Source organism: Streptomyces luteireticuli (genome assembly GCF_041519305.1).
GTDB lineage: Bacteria > Actinomycetota > Actinomycetes > Streptomycetales > Streptomycetaceae > Streptomyces > Streptomyces luteireticuli.
Map to the genome: position 1 here is coordinate 565,476 of NZ_CP167927.1, position 23,597 is coordinate 589,072.

Consider the following 23,597-nt stretch of genomic DNA (forward strand, 5'->3'; position numbering starts at 1 on the left):
CGTATCACTTGTTGTACCCGTTCGGCTCAAAGTTGGAACTAGATGGACCCCAGTAGGGACACCGGCCACACTGAGACCCGACAGGGAGGGGAGACGGATGCCACCGAGGAAAGTCCCCACGGCTCGCCAGCGACGGTTGGGTAGTGAGCTGCGGAAACTACGCGAACACGCCGGCCTGCAACTCGGCGAGGCCGCCGCGCTACTGAGCACCGACCGAACCAGCATCAGCAACACGGAGAGTGGGCGGTTCGGCGTCAGCGGGCAGCGGGTTCGAACATGGGCGAGCCACTACGGCTGTTCTGACGCTGCGTACGTTGACGCTCTGGCCACCATGGCCGAGGAGCGCGGCAAGGGATGGTGGGAGGAATACCGTGGTGATCTTTCAGCCGGCGCTCTGGATCTTGCCGAACTGGAGCACCACGCCCACGCACTGCGTGCCGCACAAATAATGCACATGCCCGGACTGCTCCAAACCGAGGATTACGCGCGGGCTGTTTTCGAAGAGGCAGTTCCTCCCGTAAGCCCGGTAGTCCTTCGACGCCGACTCTCCCACCGACTGAGGCGCCGCGACGTACTCGATCGACAAGAGCCGCCCATTTGTACCTTCTTGATCCATGAGGCTGCACTGCGCCTCCAGTTCGGCGGGCCGAAGGTCGCTGGCGCCCAGCTCAACTACCTGTTGAACCAGTCAGAACGAGACAACGTCACCGTACGAGTCATCCCTTTCAGCATCGGCGGTTTCCCCAACGCCGGAAGTTCGACACTCTATGTATGCGGTCCAGTGTCGCAACTCGACACCGTGCAGACGGACACTCCGAACGGGAGCGCGTTCCTGGACGCGGAAACACGTCTCGCGAACTACCGGGCCGTTCTGGATCGGATCGAAGAGAGGTCGCTTGACCCCGACCAGTCACGTGACTTTATCCTCGACGTAGCACAACACCTGTGAAGACATGAGGCGTGGGTAACGTGGAAATAGAGTGGCGGAAGTCTTCGAAATCAACAGAGACTGAGGGCAACTGCCTCGAAGTCGCCACATATGGGGGAGAAATACTCATAAGGGAAAGCGACTACCCTGACGTGATCATCAGGACAACCTCGGCCAAACTGAGAGCTTTCATCGATGGCGCCGCAGAAGGCGAGTTCGACGACCTTCTCTGACGCGACCGCCCTTGCCGCAGCCCCTCGCCCTCGGGAAGCGAGGGGCTGCGGCATGTGCCAGGGACCGGCGTATCCGTCTCACTCTTTAGACCTTCAATACCTTGCTCCGCATCCTCCAGCCCACCTTTGGGAGGCTTAGCATGGCCCCTTACCGCGAGGCGACACGCCCGGCACGGAAGCCTCTTCTCCATCCTGTGACCGTCGAGTGTGTCTGCGGTAAGTGATCCGGTAAGCCTCTAACGGACAGTGAACGAGATCGCCCCCCACACACCATTCACAACACGCGTAACAACGCTTCGCGCGAACCATCTACGCAGGGCTACACGCGGCAGTAACCCCACAGCCGATTTGAATCTTGCACCACTCGGACGTTGCGCGTCGATATGCGCCAACTTGTGGCTGCCAGTTGCCAAGAAACCCTGGAAACACAGGCCTCATCATGCGTAATGTGCACCCCCGACTCCGCTCCGGGGTCTGCACCCGCTCACGGCGGGCAGTGGCGATCGCTTCCTGCCCACCATCCTGAAGTCGAGAAGCGCGAGCACCAGAGGCACACCAGGAGGTCATAGTGGCAGCATGTCCGTTAGGCCCTCGGAGCACGGCTCGCCGCATCGTCATCCTGACGATGACATGCGGTTTGGCGCTTGCACTTACCGACTGCGGAAGCTCAGGCTCCCAGACCGGTGACGACAGACACCCTTCGTCCAGCTACCACCCCCTGACCGCGCCGCCTACCTCTTCGCCGACAGATCCCCACGCTGCGGAGAAGAAAGAAGTACTGCAGTCGTACTCGCGCTTCTGGGAAGAGCAGATAAAGGCCTACGCCAAAGCCAGTCTGGAAAATACCTCCTTGACGAAGTACGCCACCGGGGATGCCCTAGCGCGGGCTGAAGGCGACCTCATGAGCCTCAAGAAAGCAGGCAACGTGATGGAGGGACGCCCCATCAACAACCCCAAGGTTGCGGTATTTTCCACACAAAATCACACCTCGAAGGCTAAGGTGACTGACTGCATCGATGTTTCTCGTTGGCACGTGGTTAATACCAAGACCGGCAAGACAGACCCGCCCCCGAGGGGGCAGCTCACACGCTATGTCGCCAATGTGGCGGCGGAGAAGTGGGGTAAGCAATGGATGGTCTTGAAAGTCTCGCTTCAAGAGCGAACCTGTTAACGCGCCATCTCATACCCACCGCCGTTGCGGTGGTCTTCATCCTCGCACTTCATGGCCATGCACGTGCTGACGATCCGGAACATGGCACAGCTCATGCCGAGAACGGCTGTCAAGGGCATGCTTCTTACGTTTGCGTCAGCGTTGGCACGCCTGGCAGCCAGGCAAGTTCTCGTGGAAGCAATGGCGACTCCTCGGGCAAGGAGAGCGACGATGTGCAGCCTGGGCGAGACGACGCCCTCGGGAAGATGGACTGCGCGATCCGGAAGCTCGAGCCACAGCCGCCCGCCGGCAACCCGCTCTGGGAAGGACACAAGCCCGGTGACGGCGCCGTCTACATCAACCCGTGCCCTTTCAATGGACCGGTCGGGACAGTCACCGATGACATTCTCGGATCCGCCTTCTGGTCTGCCGCTCCCCCACCCACCGTGAACCCAGCCGTCCTGGCCCAAGAAGCCATGGACAAAATGAAGTTGACCGGACCCGATATTCGAAGCCCGCGGGCGGGTGGCACGTACACGGTCGGTGTGCCGGTATGGATGGAGCTCGGGCAGTCCCCCACCACCTGGGGGCGGAACTCCGCGTCCGCGAGCGCGGGCGGCGTGACCGTCACGGCGACCGCTCACGTCACCAAGGTGGTGTGGGCGATGGGCGACGGCCAGACGGTGATCTGCACCGGCAGGGGCACCCCGTACCGCGCCTCCTACGGGATGAGCACGTCCCCCGACTGTGGGCACCTGTTCACCCACACTTCAGCACAACAGCCGCGCCACGCCTACACGGTGACAGCGACGTCGACCTGGACCGTCGACTGGCAAGGCGCGGGCCAGAACGGCCAGTTGACCACCACCCGGAACTCGCAGGTGCAGATCCCGGTGGGCGAAGTACAGGTCGTCGGCTGACGAAACCGCACGCGCACGGGGAAGCGGGGAGCAATGTTGAGCAGAACAAAAACCACGGCCACCAGCGCACCGCAGGCAGGGGCTGCTCCGGCCGGTCGGCCGTCGGGGCCCGTCGTCCCGCCGCGGGTGACCGCGCGGCGCCGACGTCCGGGGCTGATCGCGCTGAGCGTGGCGTTGATCGCCGGGGGCGGGCTCGGCGGTGCGGTGTTGTGGATGAACAGCGGGCAGCGCACCGATGTGATCACTGTGACCCGGCACGTACCGGTCGGCCAGACGGTCACGGACCAGGACCTGGGCACAGTGTCCATGACCCTGGACCCGGGCGTCAGGACCGTGCGGACCACGGATCGGGAGTCCGTGGTGGGCAAGCGGGCCGCGGTCGAGTTGCAGCCGGGGTCGTTGCTGTCGGCCTCCCAGGTGACCGCCAGTGTGTTGGTGAACGGTGGTGAACAGGTGGTGCCGTTGGGGCTCAAGCCCGAGCAGGTGCCGGCCACCGAGCTGACGCCGGGGACGAAGGTCGCGGTGGTCGCCGTACCGGGCGGGGAGCAGCAGGGCAAGCAGCCGGAGGCCGTGCGGACGATCGCCGCGCGCGTGGTGAAGGTCGGCGATCCGGCTCCGGGGACGGGGTCCCGGGTCGTGGACGTGGCGGCATCGCGGGACGAGGCGGCGCCGTTGGCGGCGTGGGCGTCCACGGGCAACGTGCGGCTGGTCCTCGACAACGCGCCGGGGGGGTCGTGATGGCCGTCGTTGCGTTGGCGGGGTGCAGTGGGGCTCCCGGTGTGACAACGACGGCGTTGGCGTTGCTGCTGGCGTGGCCGGCGGAGCCGGGGCGGCGGATGGTGCTGGCCGAGTGCGATCCGGACGGCGGTTCGGTGCTGTACGGGTTGTTGCAGGGGTCGCTCGGGGACCGGTACGGGCTGCGGAACTTGTCGGTGGCGGCGCGCAAGGGCGAGTTGCCGGAGGCGTTCTGGCGGCAGTTGGTCGATCTGACCGACGATGCCGGCGCCGTACCGCCGCGGCGCGACCGGTTGCTGCTGCCCGGGATCTCGGACCCGGCCCAGGGTCCGGCGTTGGCGCCGGCCTGGGAGCAGCTGGCGGATCTGTTCGCCGGGATCGGGGCGTTGGCGGAGCATCCGCACGACGTCCTCGTCGACTTGGGACGGCATGGTGCGTTCGGTCCGTCGGGGGTGCTGGCTCGGCGGGCGGACGCGGTGGTGGTTGTGGCGCGGTCGACGGTGCGGGGGTTGCATGCGGCGCGGTCGCGGGTGGAGGCGTTGCAGGAACAGGTCGGGGAGGTGCGGTTGGTGCTGATCCAGGAGGGTCGGTACGCGCCGGGCGAAGTGGAGAAGGTGCTGCAGGTGCCGGTGGTGGCGACGTTGCCGTTCCGTCCGGAGCAGGCGCGGGTGCTCTCCGAAGGGGTGCCGCAGCCGCGGAAGTTCGCCTCGTGCGAGTTGTTGCGGGCGGCGCAGCGGGCGGCCGGTTCGCTGCGGCAGCACGTTGCCCTGCGGCGGTCCCACTTGGCGACGGACGGGGCGGGGGTGAGTCATGGTGCGCGGTAGGCCCTTGCACCCGGATCCGACCGTACGTCCCGCCGCCGCGGGACGCCCCGCGCACGCTCCGTCCTCGTCCTCGTCCTCGTCCCGGAGTCACGCTCGTCCCCGTGCTGGCGGCGACGGTGCCGTACGCCCGTCCGCGCTGGGCGAGGCCCTGCCTCAGGTGGTCGTCGACCACGGTGTGGTGGCGGGGCTGCGGCAGCAGGTGGCCAAGCGGATCGAGGACGCGCTGAAGGTCAACCCGTCGATGAGCGCGGCGAGTCGGGAGCAGCAGGCGCGTGGGTGGATCAACGAGGCGGTGGCGTTGTGGGCGGACGCGGCGGCGGGCGAGCGCGGGGTGAGTCCGTCGCGGGCGGAGGAGGCGGCGCTGGCGCAGGCGGTGTTCGACCGGCTGTTCCGCGCGGGGCGGTTGCAGCCGTACCTCAATGACCGGCGGGTGGAGGACATCCTGATCAACGGGCACGACGAGGTGTGGCTGGACTACGGGGACGGGGTGCGGCGGCGGGTGGCGCCGGTGGCGGATTCCGAGGAGGAGTTACTGGAGTTGCTGCGCGATCTGGCCCGTAACACGACCGGGCAGAGCGAGCGGACGATCTCCACCGCGAACCCGTTCCTGGCGCTGCGGTTGCAGGACGGGTCGCGGTTGCAGGCGATCACGGGGGTGAGCCCGAAGACGTACGTGACGATCCGACGGCACGGCGTGCGGGACGCGGACCTCGAGGAGATGGTCCGGCTGGGCACGATCAACCCGACGTTGCAGGCGTTCCTGGCCGCGTGTGTGAAGGCGCGGAAGAACCTGATGATCGTGGGTCCGCAGGCGGCGGGGAAGACCTCGTTGATGCGGGCGCTGCTCAAGGAGATCGCTCCGCAGGAACGATTCGCCACGATCGAGACGGAGTTCGAGCTCTTCGCCCACGCCAACGGCTTCCACGAGCAGGTCGTGGCCATGGAGGCGCGGGAGTCCAACGGCGAACGCGGCCCGGACGGCCGCGCGGTCGGCGAGATCACGCTGATGGACCTGGTCTACCGGGCGCTGCGGATGTCGCTGGCGCGGATCGTGGTGGGCGAGGTCAGGGGGCCGGAGATCGTGGCGATGATGTCCGCGATGACCAACGGCAAGAAGGGCAACCTGTGCACACTGCACGCCAGTGAGCCGACCGTGGTCTTCGACCGGATCGCCGAGCTGTATCTGCTGGCGCGCGGCAACCTGTCCGAGGCGCTGGCGTACCGGCAGACGGCCAACGGGCTGGACTTCATCGTCTTCCTCTCGATGATCGACGAAGAGACGGTCGGGGGCGGCCGCCACCGGTTCGTCTCCCATGTCTGGGAGATCACCGGCGTCGGCGAGAACGGCCGCCCCGCGGTCAACCAGATCTTCACCCCCGGCACCGAGACCGGCGACCCCCGCGCCGTCCCCCGGATGCACCCGGCCTGCGCCGACGACCTGCGCCGGGCGGGCTTCCCGGTCCATCTGCTGGATGTGCCGTCCGGGACCTGGGGCGGGCAGCCGCTGGCGCTGAAGGTGACGACCCCATGAGCCTGGTGTTCGCGATCCTGTGCGGCATGGCCGTTGTCGGCGGTCTCGTCGGCACCGTCACCGGCGCCCTCGGCACCACCGCCCCGCCACGTCCCGGCCCGGTGGCCCGGTGGCGCGCGGCGCGCAACGGTCCCGACGGGGCCGGGGCGCGGATGCGGCGACAGGTCCGGTGGGCGAATGCCGGGGTGCTGGGCGCCGGGTGCTGGCTGGTCACCGGGGTGTTCATGACCGGGGCGCTGCTGGCCCTGGCCGTGGTGGGCGTGCCGTGGCTGCTGTCGGGCACCCGCCCGGTGCAGGCGCGGATCGCGCAGTTGGAGGGCCTGGGTGAGTGGACCCAGCGCCTGGCGGACGTACTGCGTCTGGGCATGGGCCTGGAACAGGCGATGATCAGCAGCCGCAAGAACGCACCCGCCGCCCTGGAGGGGCCGATCGGCCGTCTGACCGACCGGTTGCGGGCCGGGTGGCGGCCGCAGGACGCGCTGCGCGCGATGGCGGACGAACTCGCCGACGTCACCGCCGACAAGGTGCTGGCCGCGCTGATCCTCTCGGTCGCCGACCGGGGCCCGGGCCTCGCGCAGGCGCTGGAGGACCTCGCGGAGTCGGTGCGCGAGGAGGTCGCCAAACGCCGGGGCATCGAGGCCGACCGGGCCAAACCCCGGCAGACCGTACGCTGGATGACGCTGATCACCCTCGGCGTCGTCGGCGCCGGCTTCCTGGCCCCCGGCTACACCGCCCCCTACGGCACACTGCTCGGGCAGCTCGTCCTGGGCCTGCTGTTGCTGGCGTTCGTCGGAGTGCTGGCCTGGATGCGGCAATTGGCCGATCACCGGCCCGTCCCCCGCTTCCTGGTCCACGACCCGCGCAGCCGTGTCCGCCCCACACTCCCGCCGGCCCGCGGGGACGAGACCGCGTCGGCCGGGGTGGGACAGGAGCCGGTCCGATGATGCTCAACGCGTCGGCGGTCCTGGCCGGCTGTATGGTGGGGGCGGGCGTCGCCCTGCTCGTCCGCGAACTCTCCCCGTCCCAGCCCGCGTTGGACGCAGCCCTGCAGCGCACCCCGCCCGGCGGCAGCCTGGCCGCGGCCGAGCCGGAGCCGACCGGCCGGGACGAGGTCTGGGGACGCTGGCTCCTCGACCGCCTCGGTCACGTGCCCGGCGTCCGCGTCCCCACCACGGACCTGGCCCTGCTCGGCCAGGCACCCGGACGGTTCCTGCTGACGAAAGTCGCGCTCGCCGCCCTGGGCCTGCTCGCTCCCGCGGTCGCGATGGTGCCGTGGCTCGTGCTGGGCACGATGCCGTTCTACCTGCCGCCCGTCATGGGCCTCGCCGCGGCGGCGGTGCTGTGGTGCGTCCCGGACTGGTCGGTGCGTGACCAGGCCAAGCGGGCACGGCAGGAGTTCGCCCACGCCATCGCCGCCTACCTGGACCTGGTCGCGCTGAAGCGGGCCGGGGACGCCGGCCCGACCGAGGCCCTGGAACGCGCCGCCCAGGTCGGCACCGGCTGGGCGTTCACCCGCCTCCAACAGGCTTTCCTGCGCGCCCGGCTGGACAAGATTCCGCCCTGGCAGGCGCTGGAGGACCTGACCGGCGAGCTCGATCTGCCGGCGCTCGCGGATGTCGCCGACATCATGCGGCTGTCCGCCCACGACGGCGCCGCCGTCTACACCACCCTGCGGGCCCGGGCCCGCAGCCTGCGCGCCGAACTCCTGGCCACGCAGGCCGGCGAGGCCAACGCCGACAGCGAGAAGATGACCGCCCCCGGCGCGCTCCTAGCCGTCCTGGTCATGCTCCTGATCGCCTTCCCCGCCGTCATCCGCATCCTCACCACCTGACCTCCCTGCCCCTCCTCACTCGCACAGGAGACCGTGCCGATGCGCTCCACGATCACCCGAGCAACCACCGCGCTCTCCCTCCTCGTCCTGTTCCTGCACACCCGCTTCGACGAGGCCCGCCGCCGCCCGGACCGGGGCGACATCAGCATCACCACCGTCATCATCTGGGTCGCCGCCATCACTGGAGCCATTCTCATCGCCGGCACCATCGCCGCCGTAGTCGCCAAGTACAACGGCAAACTCACCGGCATCTGAACCACCCATGACCTCCACAACCACCCAACGCACCCACACCCGGCGGCAGTTGCGGCAGGACCGAGGAGAGACCTCGATCCAGATGGCGATCGTCTTCCCGTTCGTCATCGCCGCGACGCTGCTCGTCGTACAGGTGAGCCTGTGGTACTTCGCCCGCGAGGCTGCCCTGACGGCCGCCCGCGAAGGCGCCGGCACCGGCCGGACCTACCGCTCCACGCCCGCCGACGGCGCGGCCCGGGCTCGCAGCGTCCTGGACCGTACGGCCGGTGACCTGCTCCAGGATGCCAGCGTCTCCACCACGGGCAGCACCGCCCAGCGCGTACGGGTCCAGGTCCGCGGCACCGCCCTGTCCGTCCTCCCCGGGGTACCCGGGCTGCGGATCACCCAGTCCGCGTCCGGCCCCACCGAGCGCTGGACCACCCCCGGAGGCTGACATGCCGGTACGGACTCTGTGCAGCCGCCTGCGCGACGACCGGGGCAGCGAAGCCGTCCAGGCCGCCCTCCTCACCCCCGTCCTCATCGCCTTCGTGTGCCTGGCTCTGGCCGCCGGACGCCTGGCCATGGCCGGATCGAAGATCGACGCGGCCGCCGAGGACGCCGCCCGGGCCGCCTCCCTCGCCCGCACCGCCGCCCAGGCCCAGCACGACGCCCACCAGGCAGCCCGCGAATCCCTCGACGACCGGGGCGTGCACTGCACCGATGCCAGCGTCACGGTGAGCACCGACGGACTCGCCGCACCCGTCGGCCAGATCGGCACCGTCACCGCCACCGTGCGCTGCACCGTCCCGCTGACCGACCTCTTCCTGCCCACGCCCGGCTCCCGCACGCTCACCTCCACCTTCACCAGCACCGTCGACCAGTACCGGCAACGAGGGGCCTAACAACATGAGCAGGTGGCGTTCCTGGTGCCGCATCCGACGCCGGCACCTGTCCGGCGACCGGGGTGGCATCGCCGTCTACACGGCGATCTGTGCCCTGGTTCTGCTGGGCATCATTGGCCTCGTCCTCGACGGCGGCGGCAAGCTCCGCGCCACCGAACGCGCCGACGCCCTCGCCACCGAGGCAGCCCGCGCCGGCGGACAAGCCATCGACCCCGCCCGGGCCGTCCCCGCCCGCGCCATCGCCGCCGACCCCGCGGCGGCCCGGGCCGCCGCCCACGCCTACCTCGACCGCGCGGGCATCCCGGGCGACGTCACCGTTGCCGACGGCGGCAAGACGCTCACCGTGACCACCCACAGCACCTACACCACCCGGTTCCTGCCCGCCGTCGGCATCACGTCCCTGACCGTCACCGGGCACGGACAGGCCACGCTCCTGCACGGCGTGGCCGCACCTGAGGAAGGCCGCTGACCATGCCCGCTCCCGCTCCGCGCCGAACCGCGGCCACCGTGCTGCGCGGCCTGACCAGCCTCGCCCTCCTCACCACCGCAATCGGCGCCCTGCCCATCCTGCTCGCCTGGGCAACACCCACCGTGTGGAACGCGGGCAGCAGCGGCCTCCGCCACCTCCTGGACCAACAGGACAGCGGCGGAGCCTTCCTCCTTGTCCTCCTGCTCCTGGCCTGGGCCGGCTGGGCCCACTTCACCCTCAGCGTGCTCGTCGAACTCCCCGCCCAGCTGCGTGGCCGGGCTGCCCGCCGCCGACGCGGCCTCGGCCTGAGCCAACGAGCTGCCGCCACCCTGATCGGCAGCATCCTCGTCCTGCTCCCCGCCACCAACGCCCTCGCCAGCAGCAGTTCCCCGGCCGCCGCGGCCCCCACGAACCCCTCCGACTCCCCGTACCCGGCACAACGGACCACGATCGGCCAGCAGGAGAACGCCTCCTACCGGCTGTACACCGTGCGTGACGCCCGCCCCGCCGAAAGCCTCTGGAGCATCGCCGAACACGAACTCGGCAACGGCGAACGATGGCACCACATCGCCGAGTTGAACGAGGGCAGCTCGATGAACGACGGCTCGGTCTTCCACGCCGACACCTTCCTCCAACCCGGCTGGCAACTCCGCCTGCCCCACCGCTCCCCCGCCGCCGCTTCCGAGCCCCGCACGGTGACCGTACGCCCCGGCGACGACCTCTCCTCCCTCGCCGAACGCCACCTCGGCGACGCCACCGCCTGGCCGAAGATCTTCGAACTCAACAAAGGCCAACCCCAGCCCGACGGCAGCCACTTCACCAACCCCGACCTCATCCACACCGGACAACAACTCAAACTCCCCGCGCCCCCTTCACCCTCACCCCCGCACAGCACCCCAACCCCGCCAACCCCTCACAAGACAGCACCCAGCACTCCCCCACCACCGCGCAAACGCTCCACGCTGGCGCCGCACCCCACCTCCCCACCTCAATCACCCACCACCGACCACCACATCGGCATCTGGCAGATCACCGGTATCGGCAGCCTGCTCGCCGCCGGCCTGCTCGCCACCCTGGGCACCAAGCGCATCCTGCAACACCGCCGCCGCAAACCCGGTGAGACCATCGCCGTCCCCGACGAACCGGCCCACCTCGAGCAGGTCCTCTCCACCACGGCCGAGCCCGCCAGCGTCACCCTCCTCGACACCGCCCTGCGCACCCTCGCCCACCACGCCACAACAGCCGGAACAGCACTGCCGGTCCTACGCGGCGCACAGGTCACCGCCCACACGGTCGCGATCCTCCCCGAGGAGACCACCGCGGCCCCCGTACCCCCGTTCAACACCGGCGTCGACTCGTGGTGGATCCTCACCGACCACGACAGCCTGCTGCCACCGGACGAGGCCCGCCGGATCCCGGCCCCCTATCCCGGACTGGTCACCCTCGGTACGGACGCCGACGGGACCCACCTCCTGGTCAACCTCTCTCAACTGCCCGCCCTCCTCCTCGACGGCAGCCCTGAGGACATTCGCCAGGTCGCCCGCGCCCTGGCCGCCGAAGCCGCCACCAGCTCCTGGAGCGACCACGCCGACATCCTCACCATCGGCCTCGGCCACGACGTCGAACTCGCCGGCCTGCTCCCCCAAGGACGTCTCCACACCGTCCCCGACCTCCGCGCCGCCCTCCGTGACCTGGGCGCCTTCCTCATCGAGGCTCATCAGAACGCAACCGACCCCGACGCTGCCCAGCCCCTGCCCTGGATGCTGATCTGTGCCGCCGAGATCGACCCCAACCACGTCATGGAGTTCGCGGACGCCCTGGCCGCCGCCCGGAACATCCCCGTCACCGCCATCCTGCCCACCACCCCCAGCGAGGCCTACTTCCCCGACGCAGAACACCTCGACACGTCTCAAGAAGGACCCCAGCCCTGCCCCCTGCTCAACACCCCCATCGTCCTCCAACGCCTCAACGACCAGGATTTCCATACCCTCCTGGACACCCTGCGCACCGCTGAAAACCCGCCCCGCCCTGCCAACGGCGACTGGAAGAACGTCCCTGCCGCTCCCGCACCAACGGCACCCAGCGCCGCCACCCCTTCCGTTCACCCCGCGACCGCCCCAACGTCTCTTGCCGATCAGGTGACTTCATCGCCCATCCCCAAGAGCGACACCGTGTTCCCGGCGCTGATCTCCGCCCTGGGAGGCACACGCAGCGTCCGCCTGTCCCTCAACCCCTCGCAGGAGACGATCCCTCCGCCCGCAGCGCAGGAGGACACCACCATTCCCTCCCCCGCCCAACACCCCGACCAAGACCTCGACGACCCTACCGAGACCCCCAAGATCCAAGTGCTCGGCACGCTCGCCGTCACCGGTGTCCAGGCTTCGGGCCACGGCCCGAAACTCGCCGCCCTCGCCGCCCTGATCCACTTCAAACCAGGCCGCAGCGCCGAGGAACTCTGCGAGGCCATGGACCCCGCCTCCCCCTGGTCGAAGAACACCCTCCAGGCACGCATCTCCGAACTCCGCAAACGCCTGGGCACCGACCCCGACGGAGAGCCCTACCTCCCCCGTGAACGCACCACCGGCTACCGCCTCTCGCCCGCTGTCCGCTGCGACTGGGACGTCTTCCAACTCCTCGCCCAACAAGGCCTCCGCAAAGGCCCGGACACCGGGCTGCCCGACCTCGAAGCCGCCCTCGCCCTCGTCCGAGGACGCCCCCTCAACGCCGGCACCCTCCCCTGGGCCACCTCCCTCTACCACGAGATCATCGCCCGCATCACCGACACCGCCCACACCATCGCCACCTGGCACCGCACCGGCCCCCGACAAGACCTCGACGCCGCCCGCCGTGCCGTCGCCACCGGCCTCGACGCCGACGACACCGCCGAACTCCTCTACCAGGACTGGATCCTCATCGAAGACGCCGCAGGCAACAGAGCAGGAGTCCTCCACGCCATCGACGCCCTCCAAACCGTCAACCGCCGCCTCGACATCGACCTGCAGCCGGACACCGAAGCCATCATTTCCTCAATCTTTGGCACGGGCCTCTCGCGCACGTAGGTCATGACAACATCGATCAGCAAGCGATCGAAGCCCCCGCTCAGTCGTTGCCGGATACCTGTGGACGCTGCGACCTGCCCCAGCATGGCGTATCCGTTCAATCCAAACGGGTCTGCACGACCAACGACAGTCCCCCAGAACGCGGTGAGCTCGGTCTTGACGGCGCGGGCCACCCCTTGCGGGGTAGCCCGCCGCTCTCTCCCTATCTATCAGCGGTATGCCGGTTGACTCCCATGCAGAACCCGGCGTCGTCGTGCTCCTGGAAGGACTCATCCGACCAGGTCGTGCTCGTCGTGCTCACTCGTCGGCATCCTCGCCGGGGCCGTAGCGGCGGTCCCAGCGGGCCTTGAGGACCTCGGCTCCTGCGCCGGCGGCGCCGCAGTGCAGGTCGGTGATGGCGTCGACCAGTTCCTGGTGCCCGTCGAGGGACCCGACGGTGGGCAGGGGTGGTGGCGTTGCGGGTCTCGGCGAACATCGCATGCACGTCGTCCCTTTCGATCACCCTGGTCAGAGCTGCCGGCCAGTGGGCCGGGGTGTAGGGCGGCCGGGGGAAGATGCGTCGGTTGAGGCCGTCCTGGACAGTGCGCTCGCTGCCGTCGGCGCGCTCCTGTAGGTCCTCGACGGCGGCGAGGCGCACCGCGAGGGCGCGGATCTCGGCGGCGTGGTACTCGATCCATTGCCGGTGGGCCCGTTGCTCGGCCTGGCTGTCGCGTTCGTTCCCAACCCGCTCGCGCTGGGTGCGGCCCGGGTGCGAGGCAAAGGCGTCGCCGCGCAGCCGCAGGTAGCGGGGCAACCGACGAAATGGCGGGTCTCGCAGTGACGAAATGGGCGGCGGGCGTTACTTGGTGGGGCGACCACTGCGGGTGCGACGACGTTCGCGCTGGGGCCGGTTCCCAGTCTGGGAACGCCGAACCTGTCGGGGGATCTCGGGGCGTTCCTGGTTGTCCTGAGCCGTTGAGCTTCCTCAGCCTGACCTCGTGAGGGTGGCGGGGCTGCCGATGTTGACACCGCTCTGACCTCGGCCTGCGCAACACTGGCATCACGTCCGCTGGGCGCTGCTGTCACCCGATTGGCCGAGCCCATCCGCAATGCATCCGCAACGCCATGCTGGCTGCATGACGGTACATGGCCGACCGACGTGACCTGAGCTCCGAGGCCAGCCGCCTGTGTACCTGCAGGCACGACCCAGATTCACGCCTGAACAACAGTGCGAGGCCCTGCGGACGTCCATCCGTCAGGACCTTGCACTGTCGTCAACTCGCCACCATCTGCTACTCACAGCTAGCGACAGACTGTGTGCGAGCCAGGACTGATCGTCACTATCCTGGCGATCCACCCAGCGCGACAGCGGAACAGCCAGCGTGCGCACAAGCAGTTGAATGCCCAGGGGGATCAATGACGCATTTCGTGGAGCTGCCAACTCAACGGGGCCACTCAGTGCTGATCGAGGTGGCGGAATCCGATGACGAGATGACCCGGGTTGCCCGGCCAGGCGAGGTTGTGGCGCGGCTCGGGGAGTCTCTTGAGGAAGCTCTCGAACGGGTCCGCACTGTTGCGGCGGCGTTCGGCGACCGGCTCCGAGACTTGCCTCGCCAACCCCAGACAGTAGAGCTCCAGTTCGGCCTGAACCTGCACGCCGGGGCGGGCGTGGTGGTCGCTCGAACTGAAGCCGGAGCGAGCTTCACGGTCCGCATCGTCTGGGACCAGACTACGGCGACCGACCTCGTACAAGATGGCGCTGACTAGCGCAATTACTGTGATGTCTGCACAAAACCAGCTCACCTCGGCGCTGCTGCGGGTACGGATCAGCAGCGTTCGGACGCCCTCACCAGTCGGCGTGGCCGTACTCGTCGGAGGCCGAACGGCCCTCACCTGCGCGCATGTGGTCAACTGTGCGCTGGGCCGGGCCAAAACGGCCCAAGAGCCGCCGACAGCAGATGACGTCATCTCCTTGGACATGCCGCTGCTTACGACCGGTGAGGGACACTGTCGCGCGCTACGCGCTGTCGTCAGCGACCAGGGGTGGTTCCCGCTTCAGGATGACCAGCGCGGAGACCTCGCCGTGCTTCACCTACTGGACGCCCCGCCTCCACAAGCATCCCCCGTCCTGATTCACCGTGCGCGCGACCTGTGGGGCCACCCCTGCAGGGTCTACGGCTACTCGATGAGAGACGGAGCATGGGCCAGCGGCATCATGCGAGACAGGCAGGACGCCGGGCTGTTGCAGATAGAATTCGCCCGCCCTGACGGCATCTTGGTGGCGGAGGGATTCTCCGGCTCCCCTGTGTGGGACGAGCAAGAGCAGGCAGTCGTTGGCCTGACAACCGCTGCCCTGGCCCCGGCACGCCGCACCGCATACCTGCTGCCAGGCGACGAGATCGCTCAACTGTGGCCTGACCTGCCCGAGCACGTGCCGACCGAACTCCCCCAGAGGGCGCTGCTGCCGTTAGACGCAAGCGACACGCCAAAGTCCAGGCTGCGAATGGGCAGGCTCTCGAAGCGCATGAGGTGGATCTTGCTGGCCGCCGCAGTCGCGGTTTTTTGCGCTTGCGGACTGCTGGTCCTGCACCTGAGTCAAGTGTCCGATCAGTCCCGTGCTCCCGGCGCGACTCGTCCCACCACGACCACCGCCGCCGGGATTCGCTTCAACCCCGTCACTTCCGGCGTCCCACACTGCGCGACGTTTACCGGCACCGGTGTCATTCCTGAGGGCTTCGACGTCGCGATCTTCGACACAGATGTTGAAGCAAACGGCGAGGCGGCGCCGGATGCCTTGATCAATTTCGACGGCAACGCCGTTCCCACCTCGGATGGCCACGGGTGGGTCGCTAGCGAGAAGACCATCGGCTCCGGTTCAGGCGATGCAGGGGAACGCGCCCTGATCATGGCTGTCCTCATGCCACATGAAGAGTACAACCTGCTGAGGCAGCAGGCACCCCATGCTAAGCCGTACTGGGGGGCTATGAAGCGGCTACCTGATTCACCGCAGGTCAGGGTCGTGGATCAGATTGTTGTGACCCGAAATGATTCGAATGCGCCGTGCCCTGGTCAGTAACAACGTGAGCAGGGCACGGTGTGGGCTTTGAGTGCGTGTTGGATCCCGGCCCGTCGTTGGAGGAGCGGCTACCCAGGGCCGAGATCGATCTGTGGACAGGCGTCTCCCGGGGGACACTGGTGGCCTGCGTGGAGACACTATGTACGTGCTGCGTGCTGAAGCATTCGGTGAGACGGATTGAGCTTCCCCCGAGATGCGGAGTCAGTTGACAGAGGGTCAGATGGGACTCATGAGAGGACCTTCGACCATGGCTGCCCCGAGAAGATATCCGCTGGAGTTGCGTGAGCGTGCGGTGCGGATGTACCGCACCTCCGACCCGAGGCCGCAGATCAAGAAACTGGCCGTCGACCTCGGCGTGCATCCGGAGGCCCTGCGCGGCTGGATCCGCCAGGCCGAGGCCGATGCCGGCGAGCGCGACGACCGGCTCACCACCGACGAGCGGGCCGAGCTCACGGCCCTGCGCAAGGAGAACGCCCAGCTCAAGCGGGCCAACGACGTGCTGCGGACGGCCTCGGCGTTTTTCGCGGCGCAACTCGACCCGACCCGGCCCAGGTGACGGCGCTCGTTGACGAGCATCCCCGCCTGGGGGTCGAGTGCGTACTCCGGGAGCTCCACATCCCTTCCGCCACTTACTACCGCTGGCGCCGCGCGGAGAAGGAGCCGTGCGAACGGCGCCGCCGGGACGTCGAGCTGACCGAGCAGATCCGCACGATCCACGCCGACTCCGGCGGGATCTACGGCTCGCCGCGGGTGCACGCCGTCCTCAAACGGGAGGGCGTCCGCGTGGGCCGCAAGCGGGTCGAACGGCTGATGCGCGAGGACGGTCTTGCGGGCGTGAGCCCACGCCGCAAGAGCGGCTTCACGCGCCGGGACCCGAAGGCCACCTTGGCCCCGGACCTGGTCAACCGGGACTTCACCGCACCCGCGCCGAACCGGCTGTGGGTCACCGACCTCACAATGGTTCCGACCGGCGAGGGGCCGCTGTGGCTCTCGGCGATCCGCGACGCGTTCTCCCGCCGGGTGGTCGCCTGGGAGACCTCCGCCCGCGCCGATGCGGACCTGGTGCTGACCACCCTCGAGTACGCCCTCTCGTCCCGCGAGGTCGAGCCGGGCAAGCTCATTCACCACGCCGATCACGGCTGTCAATACACGTCCATCAAGCTCACGACCCGGTTGGTGCGGGCGGGAATTGAGGCGTCCATGGGGTCCGTGGGGGACTCGTACGATAACGCCCTCGCGGAAAATCTGTGGATGCTGATCAAGACCGAGGGCCTGCGCGGCCGCACCTTCGCCACACGTGCCGAGGCGAACCTCGCGCTCTTCGAGTACATCGACGGTTTCTATAACCCCCGCCGCATCCAAGAACGGCTCGGCTACCTCAGCCCGATCGAGTTCGAGGAGAAGCACTACACCGACCAGGCGACGGCCGAACCAGCGAACCTGAACACCCATCAACCCGTCCCGACCTGCTGATCAGCAACTCTCACGCAGCGGGGGAACCTCAGATCCTCCTTCGAGCCCGAACCATGAAAACTTCAGCGCGCAGGTCAGAAGGCATCCGTGCTGAAGGACTGAATAGAGCCCGACACCGACGGTCAAGGAGCCCCTGGCACCTCAACACGGGGCCCTGCAGGGGTGGTCAGGGAGAGCAGCCATCGCCAACGTCGGCACTCTGTGACCAGGGTGGTGGCGGCCAGGAACGTCACGGCGATTGCTGCCCAGGTGGGCCAGGTAAACCACGAGGAGAGCACGGCCGCTGCGAGCTGGAGCAGTACCAGCAGGATCGTGACCCAGCCCGGCACAGCGATGATCACGCTGGTCTTGTCGCCCGGAGTGGAGAAGAGCGTTGGCAGGCCGATCAACACCACCATGGACAGGGCGGCAAGCAGCCACGAGTGGCTGGCCAGAGCCCAGGGAGTGGCCACCCACGCGATGAGTTCCGTCGCGAACCTCAGGGCGGACGCAGCGCGGTCGTCCGGCCGCCCTGAGGTCGTCTCTCCAACAACAGCATCGATCACATGCCGACAATCTCACGGCGCGCGGCACGTCCCCCAACAGGATGCGCCCGTGATCGTCGACCTTCTCGGCCATATGGATGGCCTCCGCCATGCCGGCCGCCTTGTCCACGGGCTGACTGTCGATGCGGTACTGGCTGCGCTCACGGCGCGGTTTGTTCGCTTTGAACCTTCCCACGGGAGTTGTCCCCCTCCTCTATGTAGGTGCCCGGCGGCGGCATCGGCTGAAGTGCGCCGCCGGGCCCGTCCAGTCTTGCCGACCGCACCGACATTCCGTCGGGAATGGTCATCGGTGTCGGTCAGTGCTCTGCGGATGTCGGGGGTAGGACGCGGTCAAGGAACTCGTTGCGCGCGTCCTTGTCGAGCTTCCCGTCGAGGCCGAGCGCGGTGCGCAGGGACTGGGCGGTGACGTTCCGGGGGATCTGGAAGCGGCGTTCCGCGTCGCCGATGAGTTCGCCGATCATGTACTGGGCCGTGGTGGGGTGGTGGCGGATGAGCCAGTCGAGCATCTTGGCCACGTCCGGGATGATGGCGTAGAAGACGGGGTCGCCTTCGTCGCCGAGGAGGTCCTTGCAGCTGGCGAGTTCGTCCAGGATCGCGTGCCGGATGGTCGCGGCGAGCGCGTCAGTGGGGAGGATGCCGTCCAGGTCGACGGCCACGGACCAGGCGAGTTCGCCGGCAACCTCCCGGACCGTGGCTTCGTTGCGCTGCCGTACGACCCAGCGCTTGCGGCGCGCGGGCGGCTCCCACAGCCGGTTGAAGAACTCGTCGGTGTAGCGGTCGCGTACCTCGGCGGCCCCGATGGAGAGGTTGGCGTTGTCCTTGGCGGCCACGGTGGCGGCGACGCTCTCCGGTGAGCGGCGGCGCTGCTCAACCCAGTCGTGGGCGACCGGTCGGGCCCATGCGCTGCGGCCGCTGATGGTGGCCTGGGGCGGAGGGACATCGCCTTCGCCACGGGAGATGTAGGAGCGCAGCGTGGAGGGGGCGATGCCGCCGAGCTCGGCGAGTTCGGTAGCGCCGATGAGCTGGTCGCCGGCCAGCTCGGGGGCGGAGAGCTTCACGACGCAGCGGGAGAGCGGCAGTTGCTCTTCGTCGCCGCGCTGCTTGCGGCGGTCAGCCCACAGGGCGAGGTGGTCCTGCCAGCGGCCGGGGAGGGGGGTGTCGGCGGTGAAGTTGGCGATCTTGATGATCTGTGCGTTCGCGGGTTGGGCGCTGTCGTCGAGGAGGTCGGCGGCGGTGACGGTGATGGCGGAGCGGACCGGGCGGCGGTCGAAGTCCTCGCTGGCCGCGTCCCAGACCTGGCCGGGGCGGTACCAGGTGGTGCCGTCCCACCAGTAGCCACCGAGGCGGAAGAGGAGGGGGCCGTAGTGCCACTCCATGTGCATGTGTGCGGCGTCCTCGTCGCGCATCAGCAGCACGGAGCGGCCGTGCTTCGGGTGGTAGCGGACGCACCAGGCCAGGTCGTGGCGATAGCGGTCGGTGGTGAACGCCCGCCAACCATCCTCGCGGTCGTTGTCCTCGCGGCCCCACATACCTTCTCCGGCGTGGCGGCCGATCGCTTCGATGGCGACGCGGTCGTCGACAGGGATGTGCGCGTCGTCGACGAAGGGCAGGTCCGGGACGGGATGGTCGGTGCGAAGGCCGTTGGCGACAGGGCGCAGAGTGTGCATCAGATCGCTGTGTCCTTTCACAACTCGATGCTGTAAAGAGCTACAGCGTAGCGATACCCGGAACTACAGCACCATCAAACCTGCGGATTCTGCGGGAAGTTGAAGGTGGATCCTACGAGGAGCATGCCGCCTCGGGCCTGCGGAGACGTCGGCAGGGCTCGGCGAAGCAGCGGTTATCTCGGGCGCGAATTGACCGTCAGGCATGTTGGTCATGGGGTCAGAGGAGCCTGTGCCTGACGGATATCCGATGGGTCATCAGGCACGTACGGCACGCGCGTAAGCGTTGTAGGAGCGCTGCTACTTTGCGGAGCTTGACGAGGACACCCGTCCGGACCCAGCGAGCCCAGCTCCGCCAAGCGGCATCAGCTGCTCCGGCGGGCAAGGCGTTCGTGGTGGCGGCGCCGGTCGCGCCACCACTCCAGCCGGTCATGGGAGTTCTGCGGGATAACGGCGCTGGCGAGAAGCGCCGCGGCGCCGGGCAGCGAGGTGAGCAGCAGCGTCCACCAGGGGGCTCCGGCGAGGGCGGCGGAGGGCAGGGAGGCGATAACCCCGAGCAGGGACAGGCGGCTGCCGGTGTTTCGTACCACGCTGGCGCCGGTCGGCGGGCGGCCGTGGGCGGTCTCCGGGTACGCGTCGTACGGCATCGTGCATGCCTCCTTGTGGCGGGAGAGGAATCCGACGCGCACAGATCAGCCCGGGAGGGAGGTCAGTTGCCGCAAAATGAGCCGTCTTGCGGATGCTTGTCGCGAGCTCGGTAAAGGCTGTGGTCAGCGGTGGCGAGGGTTTCTACGATCGGTTCAACACTGGCGGGGGTTGAGGAGGACGGTGTGGTGGATCCGGCGGGGATACGGACTCCGGAGCAGCTGATGCACCAGCTCCGCTCGCTCCTTGAGCACAGCCGGGTCGCGCCGCAGCAACTGGCCCGGTCAGCGGGGGTGTCGGAGAACACCGTCCGGGCGATGACGCGGGAGAACGCCCCGTTCCCCCAGCAGAGCACCCTGGAGGCCGTGGTCACCGCCTGCGGCGCGAACGCCAAGCTTTGGACGGACGCCTGGCACCGGGCCAACGATGCTCGCCCACGGCCCGACCGGAGCGGCGGGGTCCAGGCCGTGCAGGCCCAGCTCGATCGCCTCACGGAGACGGTGAAACGGCTGGCCGCACAGGTGGAGCAGCTCACCGCCGAACGGGCCACTGCGAAGAACGAGGACCGCATCCGTGAGGCCCGGCAGGAACGGGCGTACCGCCGGTTCCTCCTTGCTCTGCCCGAGCCCCGCTTCACCGAAGTCACCTGGGTCCCACGTGGCGGAACCTCCAGCATCCCGATGTCGGGGCACACGTTCTGGGAGCCGGATCAGCCCTCCTACCTCAGCGGGCCGGTGTACCGGGACTTGGAGGCAATCAGAAATCTGGCCGCGAAACAGGATGGCCTGCCGAAGCTGTTTGCCGCCGTCGACGCACTGTCCTTCCCCGTCGTCGAACCGCGTTACCGTAACAGTCCACCGGGGGCAATAGATGGGGTGATGCCGGTCCACCGGGCCGGAGTCGACGCATACTTCGCTGCGGTGCGCGCGTGTGCGCGCCGCTACTTCGCGGAGCTCGACGAGGACACCCCGCCCGGACCACGGTGAGCCCACCAGTCCCAAGACCGCGGGGCGTTGCCCAGCGACGCGCTCACGGCCACCAACTCCTACATCCGTGAGATCTCCCCGCCCCATGAACCGAGATCATCCACAGCTCAAGATCCGCTTTCGATGCACTGAGGGGTCCCGGGCGGCCGGCGAATGACCTGAACATGGCTGGTCGAGGGTGGCGGGGACCCTTACTCTCCGGGTTCGAACGGCTGTACCTCAGTACCGCCGGGCCGCCGGATGTCCGGCTCCGGTGTCCGCCCGCCCTGCCCGACAGACGCGAGGTGCTGCCATGACAGCCTGCGCGACGGCCGTCACAGAGCCGATCGACCTGGCCGGCCTCCGGCTCCGGATCGACGCGGAGCTGGCGGGGTTCCTGGACGGCCGGGCGCGGGCTGCGGCGGCCCAGGAGTTCCCTGGCGAAGTTACGTCGCTGATCCGGGACTTCGTGCTCGACGGCGGCAAGCGGCTGCGGCCCCTGCTGTGCGCGCTCGGCTGGTACGCGGCGGCGGACGCAGAGACGCCGGCCCCGCCGCGGCCTCCCCTGCCGGTGGTGCGGGCCGCGGCGTCGCTGGAGATGTTCCATGCGTTCGCGATGATCCATGACGACATCATGGACGGCTCCGACACTCGGCGCGGCGCCCCGTCCGTACATCGCGCGCTGGCCGCCCGGCACGCGGAGCGCAGCGACGCGGACCGGTTCGGGACGCACGCCGCGATCCTGCTCGGTGACCTGGCGCACGCGTGGTCGGACGCGCTTCTGCACACGGCGGGCTTGCCGCCCGGCCGGCTCGCGGCCGCCCGGGGCGTGGTGGACACGATGCGGTGGGAGGTGATGTACGGGCAGTACCTCGATCTGACCGCCACCGGCCGTCCGACGGCCGACCTCGGCCGGGCCCTGCGGATCGTGCGGTACAAGACCGCGAAGTACACCGTGGAACGCCCGCTCCACCTCGGCGCCGCCCTCGCCGGGACCGCACCCGCGCGCACCGCCGTCCTCTCCGCCTACGCCCTGCCGCTCGGCGAGGCGTTCCAACTGCGCGACGACATCCTGGGGGTGTACGGCGATCCGGCGGTCACGGGCAAGTCCGTCCTGGACGACCTGCGTACGGGCAAGCAGACCGTCCTGCTGGCCGTCGCCCTGGCCCGGGCCGACCCCCGCCGGCGGGACTGCCTGAGATCCCTGGTCGGCCGGCCGGACCTAGACGAAGACGGCGCTCGCCAAGTCCGCGCCGTCATGCGGGAGTCCGGGGCACTGGGGGAGGTCGAGCGGCTGATCGGGGAACGCCGCCGGCAGGCGCTGCGGGCCCTGGACCGGGCCCCGCTGTCACCGGCGGTCGCCGACGCCCTGCGCCGTACCGCGCACGCCCTCACCGGACGCCGCGCATGACCACCGCCGCCCCGCACATCGCCCCCGGTGCGCGCTACCGCCTGGCCCGGCTGCCCCGGCTCCTCTCCCTCGGCAGGCACCCCCGCACCGCCCACCTCGAACAGGCCCACGACCAATGGCTGCGCGCCTACTACCCCTTTGCCACGGCCCACGAACGGGAACGGTTCCTCTCCCACCGCAGTACCCTGTGGACCTCGGTCTGCTACCCCGTCACCGACGACGAGCACTTCCACGATCTCTCGCGGCTCACTTCCTTCCTGTTCGCCTTCGACGACCTGTTCCTGTCCGCTGGCCCGACGAACCGGCGGCAGGCGGAGGCCGCCCTCGACGACAGCCTCCGGGTCCTCGACGGCCGCTGCCCGCGCACGCCGCACGGCACGGCACTCGCCGACATTTGGGCCGACATGAGCCGCCGGATGTCCCCGGAGCAGCGGGGCCGGCTGACCGCGGCCGTCCATGACTTCAGCCGCGGCTGCCACGCCGAGACGGCCGCCCGGTCCGGCACGGTCGCGCTCGACTTCGACGGCTACGTACGCCTCAGGACGGAACAGAGCCTGGCCGCCTGGGTGTACTTCGTTCTGACCGAGTACGCCGCCGGCATCGCCCTGGACCAGGACACCCGCTCGGCCCTGCGCCCCCTGCACCTGGCCTGCGCCGAGCACTTGCTGTTCGCCAACGACCTGTTCTCCTTCCGCGCGGAGCACTTCGCGGGCGACCACATCAACGCGGTCTGTGTGCTGACCCGTTCGGGGACCGGGCTCCAGGAGTCCGTCGACCGTCTGGTGTCCCTGGTCGCGGACCGGGAGCACCGGGTGGCCGCCCTCCTGCGCGCCTCCGCCGACGCTGCCGGCCCCGACGTGCGCCGTTACCTGACCGCACTGGAACACGTCGTTTCCGGCAACCTCGCCCAGTCCCGCTTCGCCCCCCGATACCACGGCACCACCGCCTTCATAGGCCGGCCCATCGAAGCAGGGACGGTCACGCTGTGGCCGGACCGGACCGCGTACCAGCCCGAGGAGTGAG

Annotated in this window: 25 protein-coding genes; 21 read left to right on the forward strand and 4 right to left on the reverse strand. The window is 68.9% G+C overall.

The annotated features are described in order from the left end of the window. The first annotated feature begins 97 nt into the window (after positions 1-97). The 14 genes from AB8735_RS02455 (at position 98) to AB8735_RS02520 (ending at position 12,816) form a co-directional block, all read left to right on the forward strand. Positions 98-949 carry a Scr1 family TA system antitoxin-like transcriptional regulator gene (locus tag AB8735_RS02455; protein WP_372404906.1) on the forward strand — a complete coding sequence of 284 codons (852 nt, stop codon included), beginning with the start codon at positions 98-100 and terminating at the stop codon, positions 947-949. Between the two features lie 20 nt (positions 950-969). Next, the gene (locus AB8735_RS02460; RefSeq protein ID WP_372411759.1) at positions 970-1,161 is read left to right on the forward strand and encodes a DUF397 domain-containing protein; all 192 of its coding nucleotides are present in this window, start codon (positions 970-972) and stop codon (positions 1,159-1,161) included. A 637-nt stretch (positions 1,162-1,798) separates the two neighbouring features. After that, positions 1,799-2,332 (forward strand): hypothetical protein, encoded by a 534-nt coding sequence (locus tag AB8735_RS02465; protein WP_372404908.1) that lies wholly within the window; start codon positions 1,799-1,801, stop codon positions 2,330-2,332. A 536-nt stretch (positions 2,333-2,868) separates the two neighbouring features. Beyond that, the gene (locus AB8735_RS02470) at positions 2,869-3,231 is read left to right on the forward strand and encodes an ATP/GTP-binding protein (RefSeq protein ID WP_372404910.1); all 363 of its coding nucleotides are present in this window, start codon (positions 2,869-2,871) and stop codon (positions 3,229-3,231) included. Positions 3,232-3,264: 33 nt separating this feature from the next. Further along, positions 3,265-3,969, forward strand: a complete 705-nt coding sequence (locus AB8735_RS02475; protein WP_372404912.1) for an SAF domain-containing protein — start codon at positions 3,265-3,267, stop codon at positions 3,967-3,969. Next, entirely contained in the window at positions 3,969-4,790 is an 822-nt protein-coding gene (locus tag AB8735_RS02480) for a hypothetical protein (protein ID WP_372404913.1), read from the forward strand. The genes AB8735_RS02475 and AB8735_RS02480 overlap by 1 nt, the downstream gene beginning before the upstream one ends. Then, positions 4,777-6,321 (forward strand): CpaF family protein, encoded by a 1,545-nt coding sequence (locus AB8735_RS02485; protein WP_372404915.1) that lies wholly within the window; start codon positions 4,777-4,779, stop codon positions 6,319-6,321. The genes AB8735_RS02480 and AB8735_RS02485 overlap by 14 nt, the downstream gene beginning before the upstream one ends. Beyond that, entirely contained in the window at positions 6,318-7,265 is a 948-nt protein-coding gene (locus AB8735_RS02490; RefSeq protein ID WP_372404917.1) for a type II secretion system F family protein, read from the forward strand. Before AB8735_RS02485 ends, AB8735_RS02490 begins: the two co-directional genes overlap by 4 nt. Continuing rightward, positions 7,265-8,152, forward strand: a complete 888-nt coding sequence (locus tag AB8735_RS02495) for a hypothetical protein (RefSeq protein WP_372411760.1) — start codon at positions 7,265-7,267, stop codon at positions 8,150-8,152. The genes AB8735_RS02490 and AB8735_RS02495 overlap by 1 nt, the downstream gene beginning before the upstream one ends. Positions 8,153-8,191: 39 nt before the next feature. Further along, positions 8,192-8,407: a hypothetical protein gene (locus AB8735_RS02500; RefSeq protein ID WP_372404919.1), complete on the forward strand. Its 216-nt coding sequence runs from the start codon at positions 8,192-8,194 to the stop codon at positions 8,405-8,407. Between the two features lie 7 nt (positions 8,408-8,414). After that, a complete protein-coding gene (locus AB8735_RS02505) occupies positions 8,415-8,840 on the forward strand; it encodes a TadE family protein (protein WP_372404921.1) in 426 nt (141 codons plus the stop codon). A gap of 1 nt (position 8,841) precedes the next feature. Then, positions 8,842-9,288 (forward strand): TadE/TadG family type IV pilus assembly protein, encoded by a 447-nt coding sequence (locus AB8735_RS02510; RefSeq protein WP_372404922.1) that lies wholly within the window; start codon positions 8,842-8,844, stop codon positions 9,286-9,288. Positions 9,289-9,292: 4 nt separating this feature from the next. Continuing rightward, positions 9,293-9,757 (forward strand): TadE/TadG family type IV pilus assembly protein, encoded by a 465-nt coding sequence (locus tag AB8735_RS02515; protein ID WP_372404924.1) that lies wholly within the window; start codon positions 9,293-9,295, stop codon positions 9,755-9,757. A gap of 2 nt (positions 9,758-9,759) precedes the next feature. Further along, on the forward strand, positions 9,760-12,816 hold the full coding sequence (locus AB8735_RS02520) for a LysM peptidoglycan-binding domain-containing protein (RefSeq protein WP_372404926.1): 3,057 nt from the start codon (positions 9,760-9,762) through the stop codon (positions 12,814-12,816). Between the two features lie 297 nt (positions 12,817-13,113). Here the strand turns inward: AB8735_RS02520 and AB8735_RS02525 are convergent, their stop codons facing one another. Beyond that, positions 13,114-13,296, reverse strand: a complete 183-nt coding sequence (locus AB8735_RS02525) for a hypothetical protein (RefSeq protein WP_372404928.1) — start codon at positions 13,294-13,296, stop codon at positions 13,114-13,116. Between the two features lie 990 nt (positions 13,297-14,286). Here AB8735_RS02525 and AB8735_RS02530 point away from each other — a divergent pair. The 4 genes from AB8735_RS02530 (at position 14,287) to AB8735_RS02545 (ending at position 17,344) form a co-directional block, all read left to right on the forward strand. Continuing rightward, entirely contained in the window at positions 14,287-14,562 is a 276-nt protein-coding gene (locus AB8735_RS02530) for a CU044_2847 family protein (protein WP_372411761.1), read from the forward strand. Between the two features lie 13 nt (positions 14,563-14,575). Further along, a complete protein-coding gene (locus AB8735_RS02535) occupies positions 14,576-15,871 on the forward strand; it encodes a trypsin-like peptidase domain-containing protein (RefSeq protein WP_372404931.1) in 1,296 nt (431 codons plus the stop codon). A gap of 247 nt (positions 15,872-16,118) precedes the next feature. Then, complete coding sequence (locus AB8735_RS02540) at positions 16,119-16,427, forward strand: transposase (protein WP_372404934.1); 309 nt, start codon at positions 16,119-16,121, stop codon at positions 16,425-16,427. Beyond that, positions 16,424-17,344: an IS3 family transposase gene (locus AB8735_RS02545; protein WP_372404936.1), complete on the forward strand. Its 921-nt coding sequence runs from the start codon at positions 16,424-16,426 to the stop codon at positions 17,342-17,344. Before AB8735_RS02540 ends, AB8735_RS02545 begins: the two co-directional genes overlap by 4 nt. 122 nt (positions 17,345-17,466) lie before the next feature. Here AB8735_RS02545 and AB8735_RS02550 read toward each other — a convergent pair whose 3' ends face one another. The 3 genes from AB8735_RS02550 to AB8735_RS02560 all read right to left on the reverse strand — a co-directional run bounded on the left by AB8735_RS02550 (position 17,467) and on the right by AB8735_RS02560 (position 20,200). After that, positions 17,467-17,889 carry a hypothetical protein gene (locus AB8735_RS02550; RefSeq protein WP_372404939.1) on the reverse strand — a complete coding sequence of 141 codons (423 nt, stop codon included), beginning with the start codon at positions 17,887-17,889 and terminating at the stop codon, positions 17,467-17,469. Positions 17,890-18,185: 296 nt separating this feature from the next. Further along, a complete protein-coding gene (locus AB8735_RS02555) occupies positions 18,186-19,556 on the reverse strand; it encodes a helix-turn-helix transcriptional regulator (protein WP_372404941.1) in 1,371 nt (456 codons plus the stop codon). A gap of 362 nt (positions 19,557-19,918) precedes the next feature. Continuing rightward, positions 19,919-20,200 (reverse strand): hypothetical protein, encoded by a 282-nt coding sequence (locus AB8735_RS02560; RefSeq protein WP_372404943.1) that lies wholly within the window; start codon positions 20,198-20,200, stop codon positions 19,919-19,921. Between the two features lie 183 nt (positions 20,201-20,383). Between AB8735_RS02560 and AB8735_RS02565 the strand changes: the two genes are divergently transcribed. The 3 genes from AB8735_RS02565 to AB8735_RS02575 all read left to right on the forward strand — a co-directional run bounded on the left by AB8735_RS02565 (position 20,384) and on the right by AB8735_RS02575 (position 23,596). Further along, a complete protein-coding gene (locus AB8735_RS02565; protein ID WP_372404945.1) occupies positions 20,384-21,184 on the forward strand; it encodes a hypothetical protein in 801 nt (266 codons plus the stop codon). 292 nt (positions 21,185-21,476) lie between these two features. Further along, entirely contained in the window at positions 21,477-22,574 is a 1,098-nt protein-coding gene (locus AB8735_RS02570) for a polyprenyl synthetase family protein (RefSeq protein ID WP_372404948.1), read from the forward strand. Beyond that, on the forward strand, positions 22,571-23,596 hold the full coding sequence (locus AB8735_RS02575) for a hypothetical protein (protein WP_372404951.1): 1,026 nt from the start codon (positions 22,571-22,573) through the stop codon (positions 23,594-23,596). Before AB8735_RS02570 ends, AB8735_RS02575 begins: the two co-directional genes overlap by 4 nt. Position 23,597: the final 1 nt, after the last annotated feature.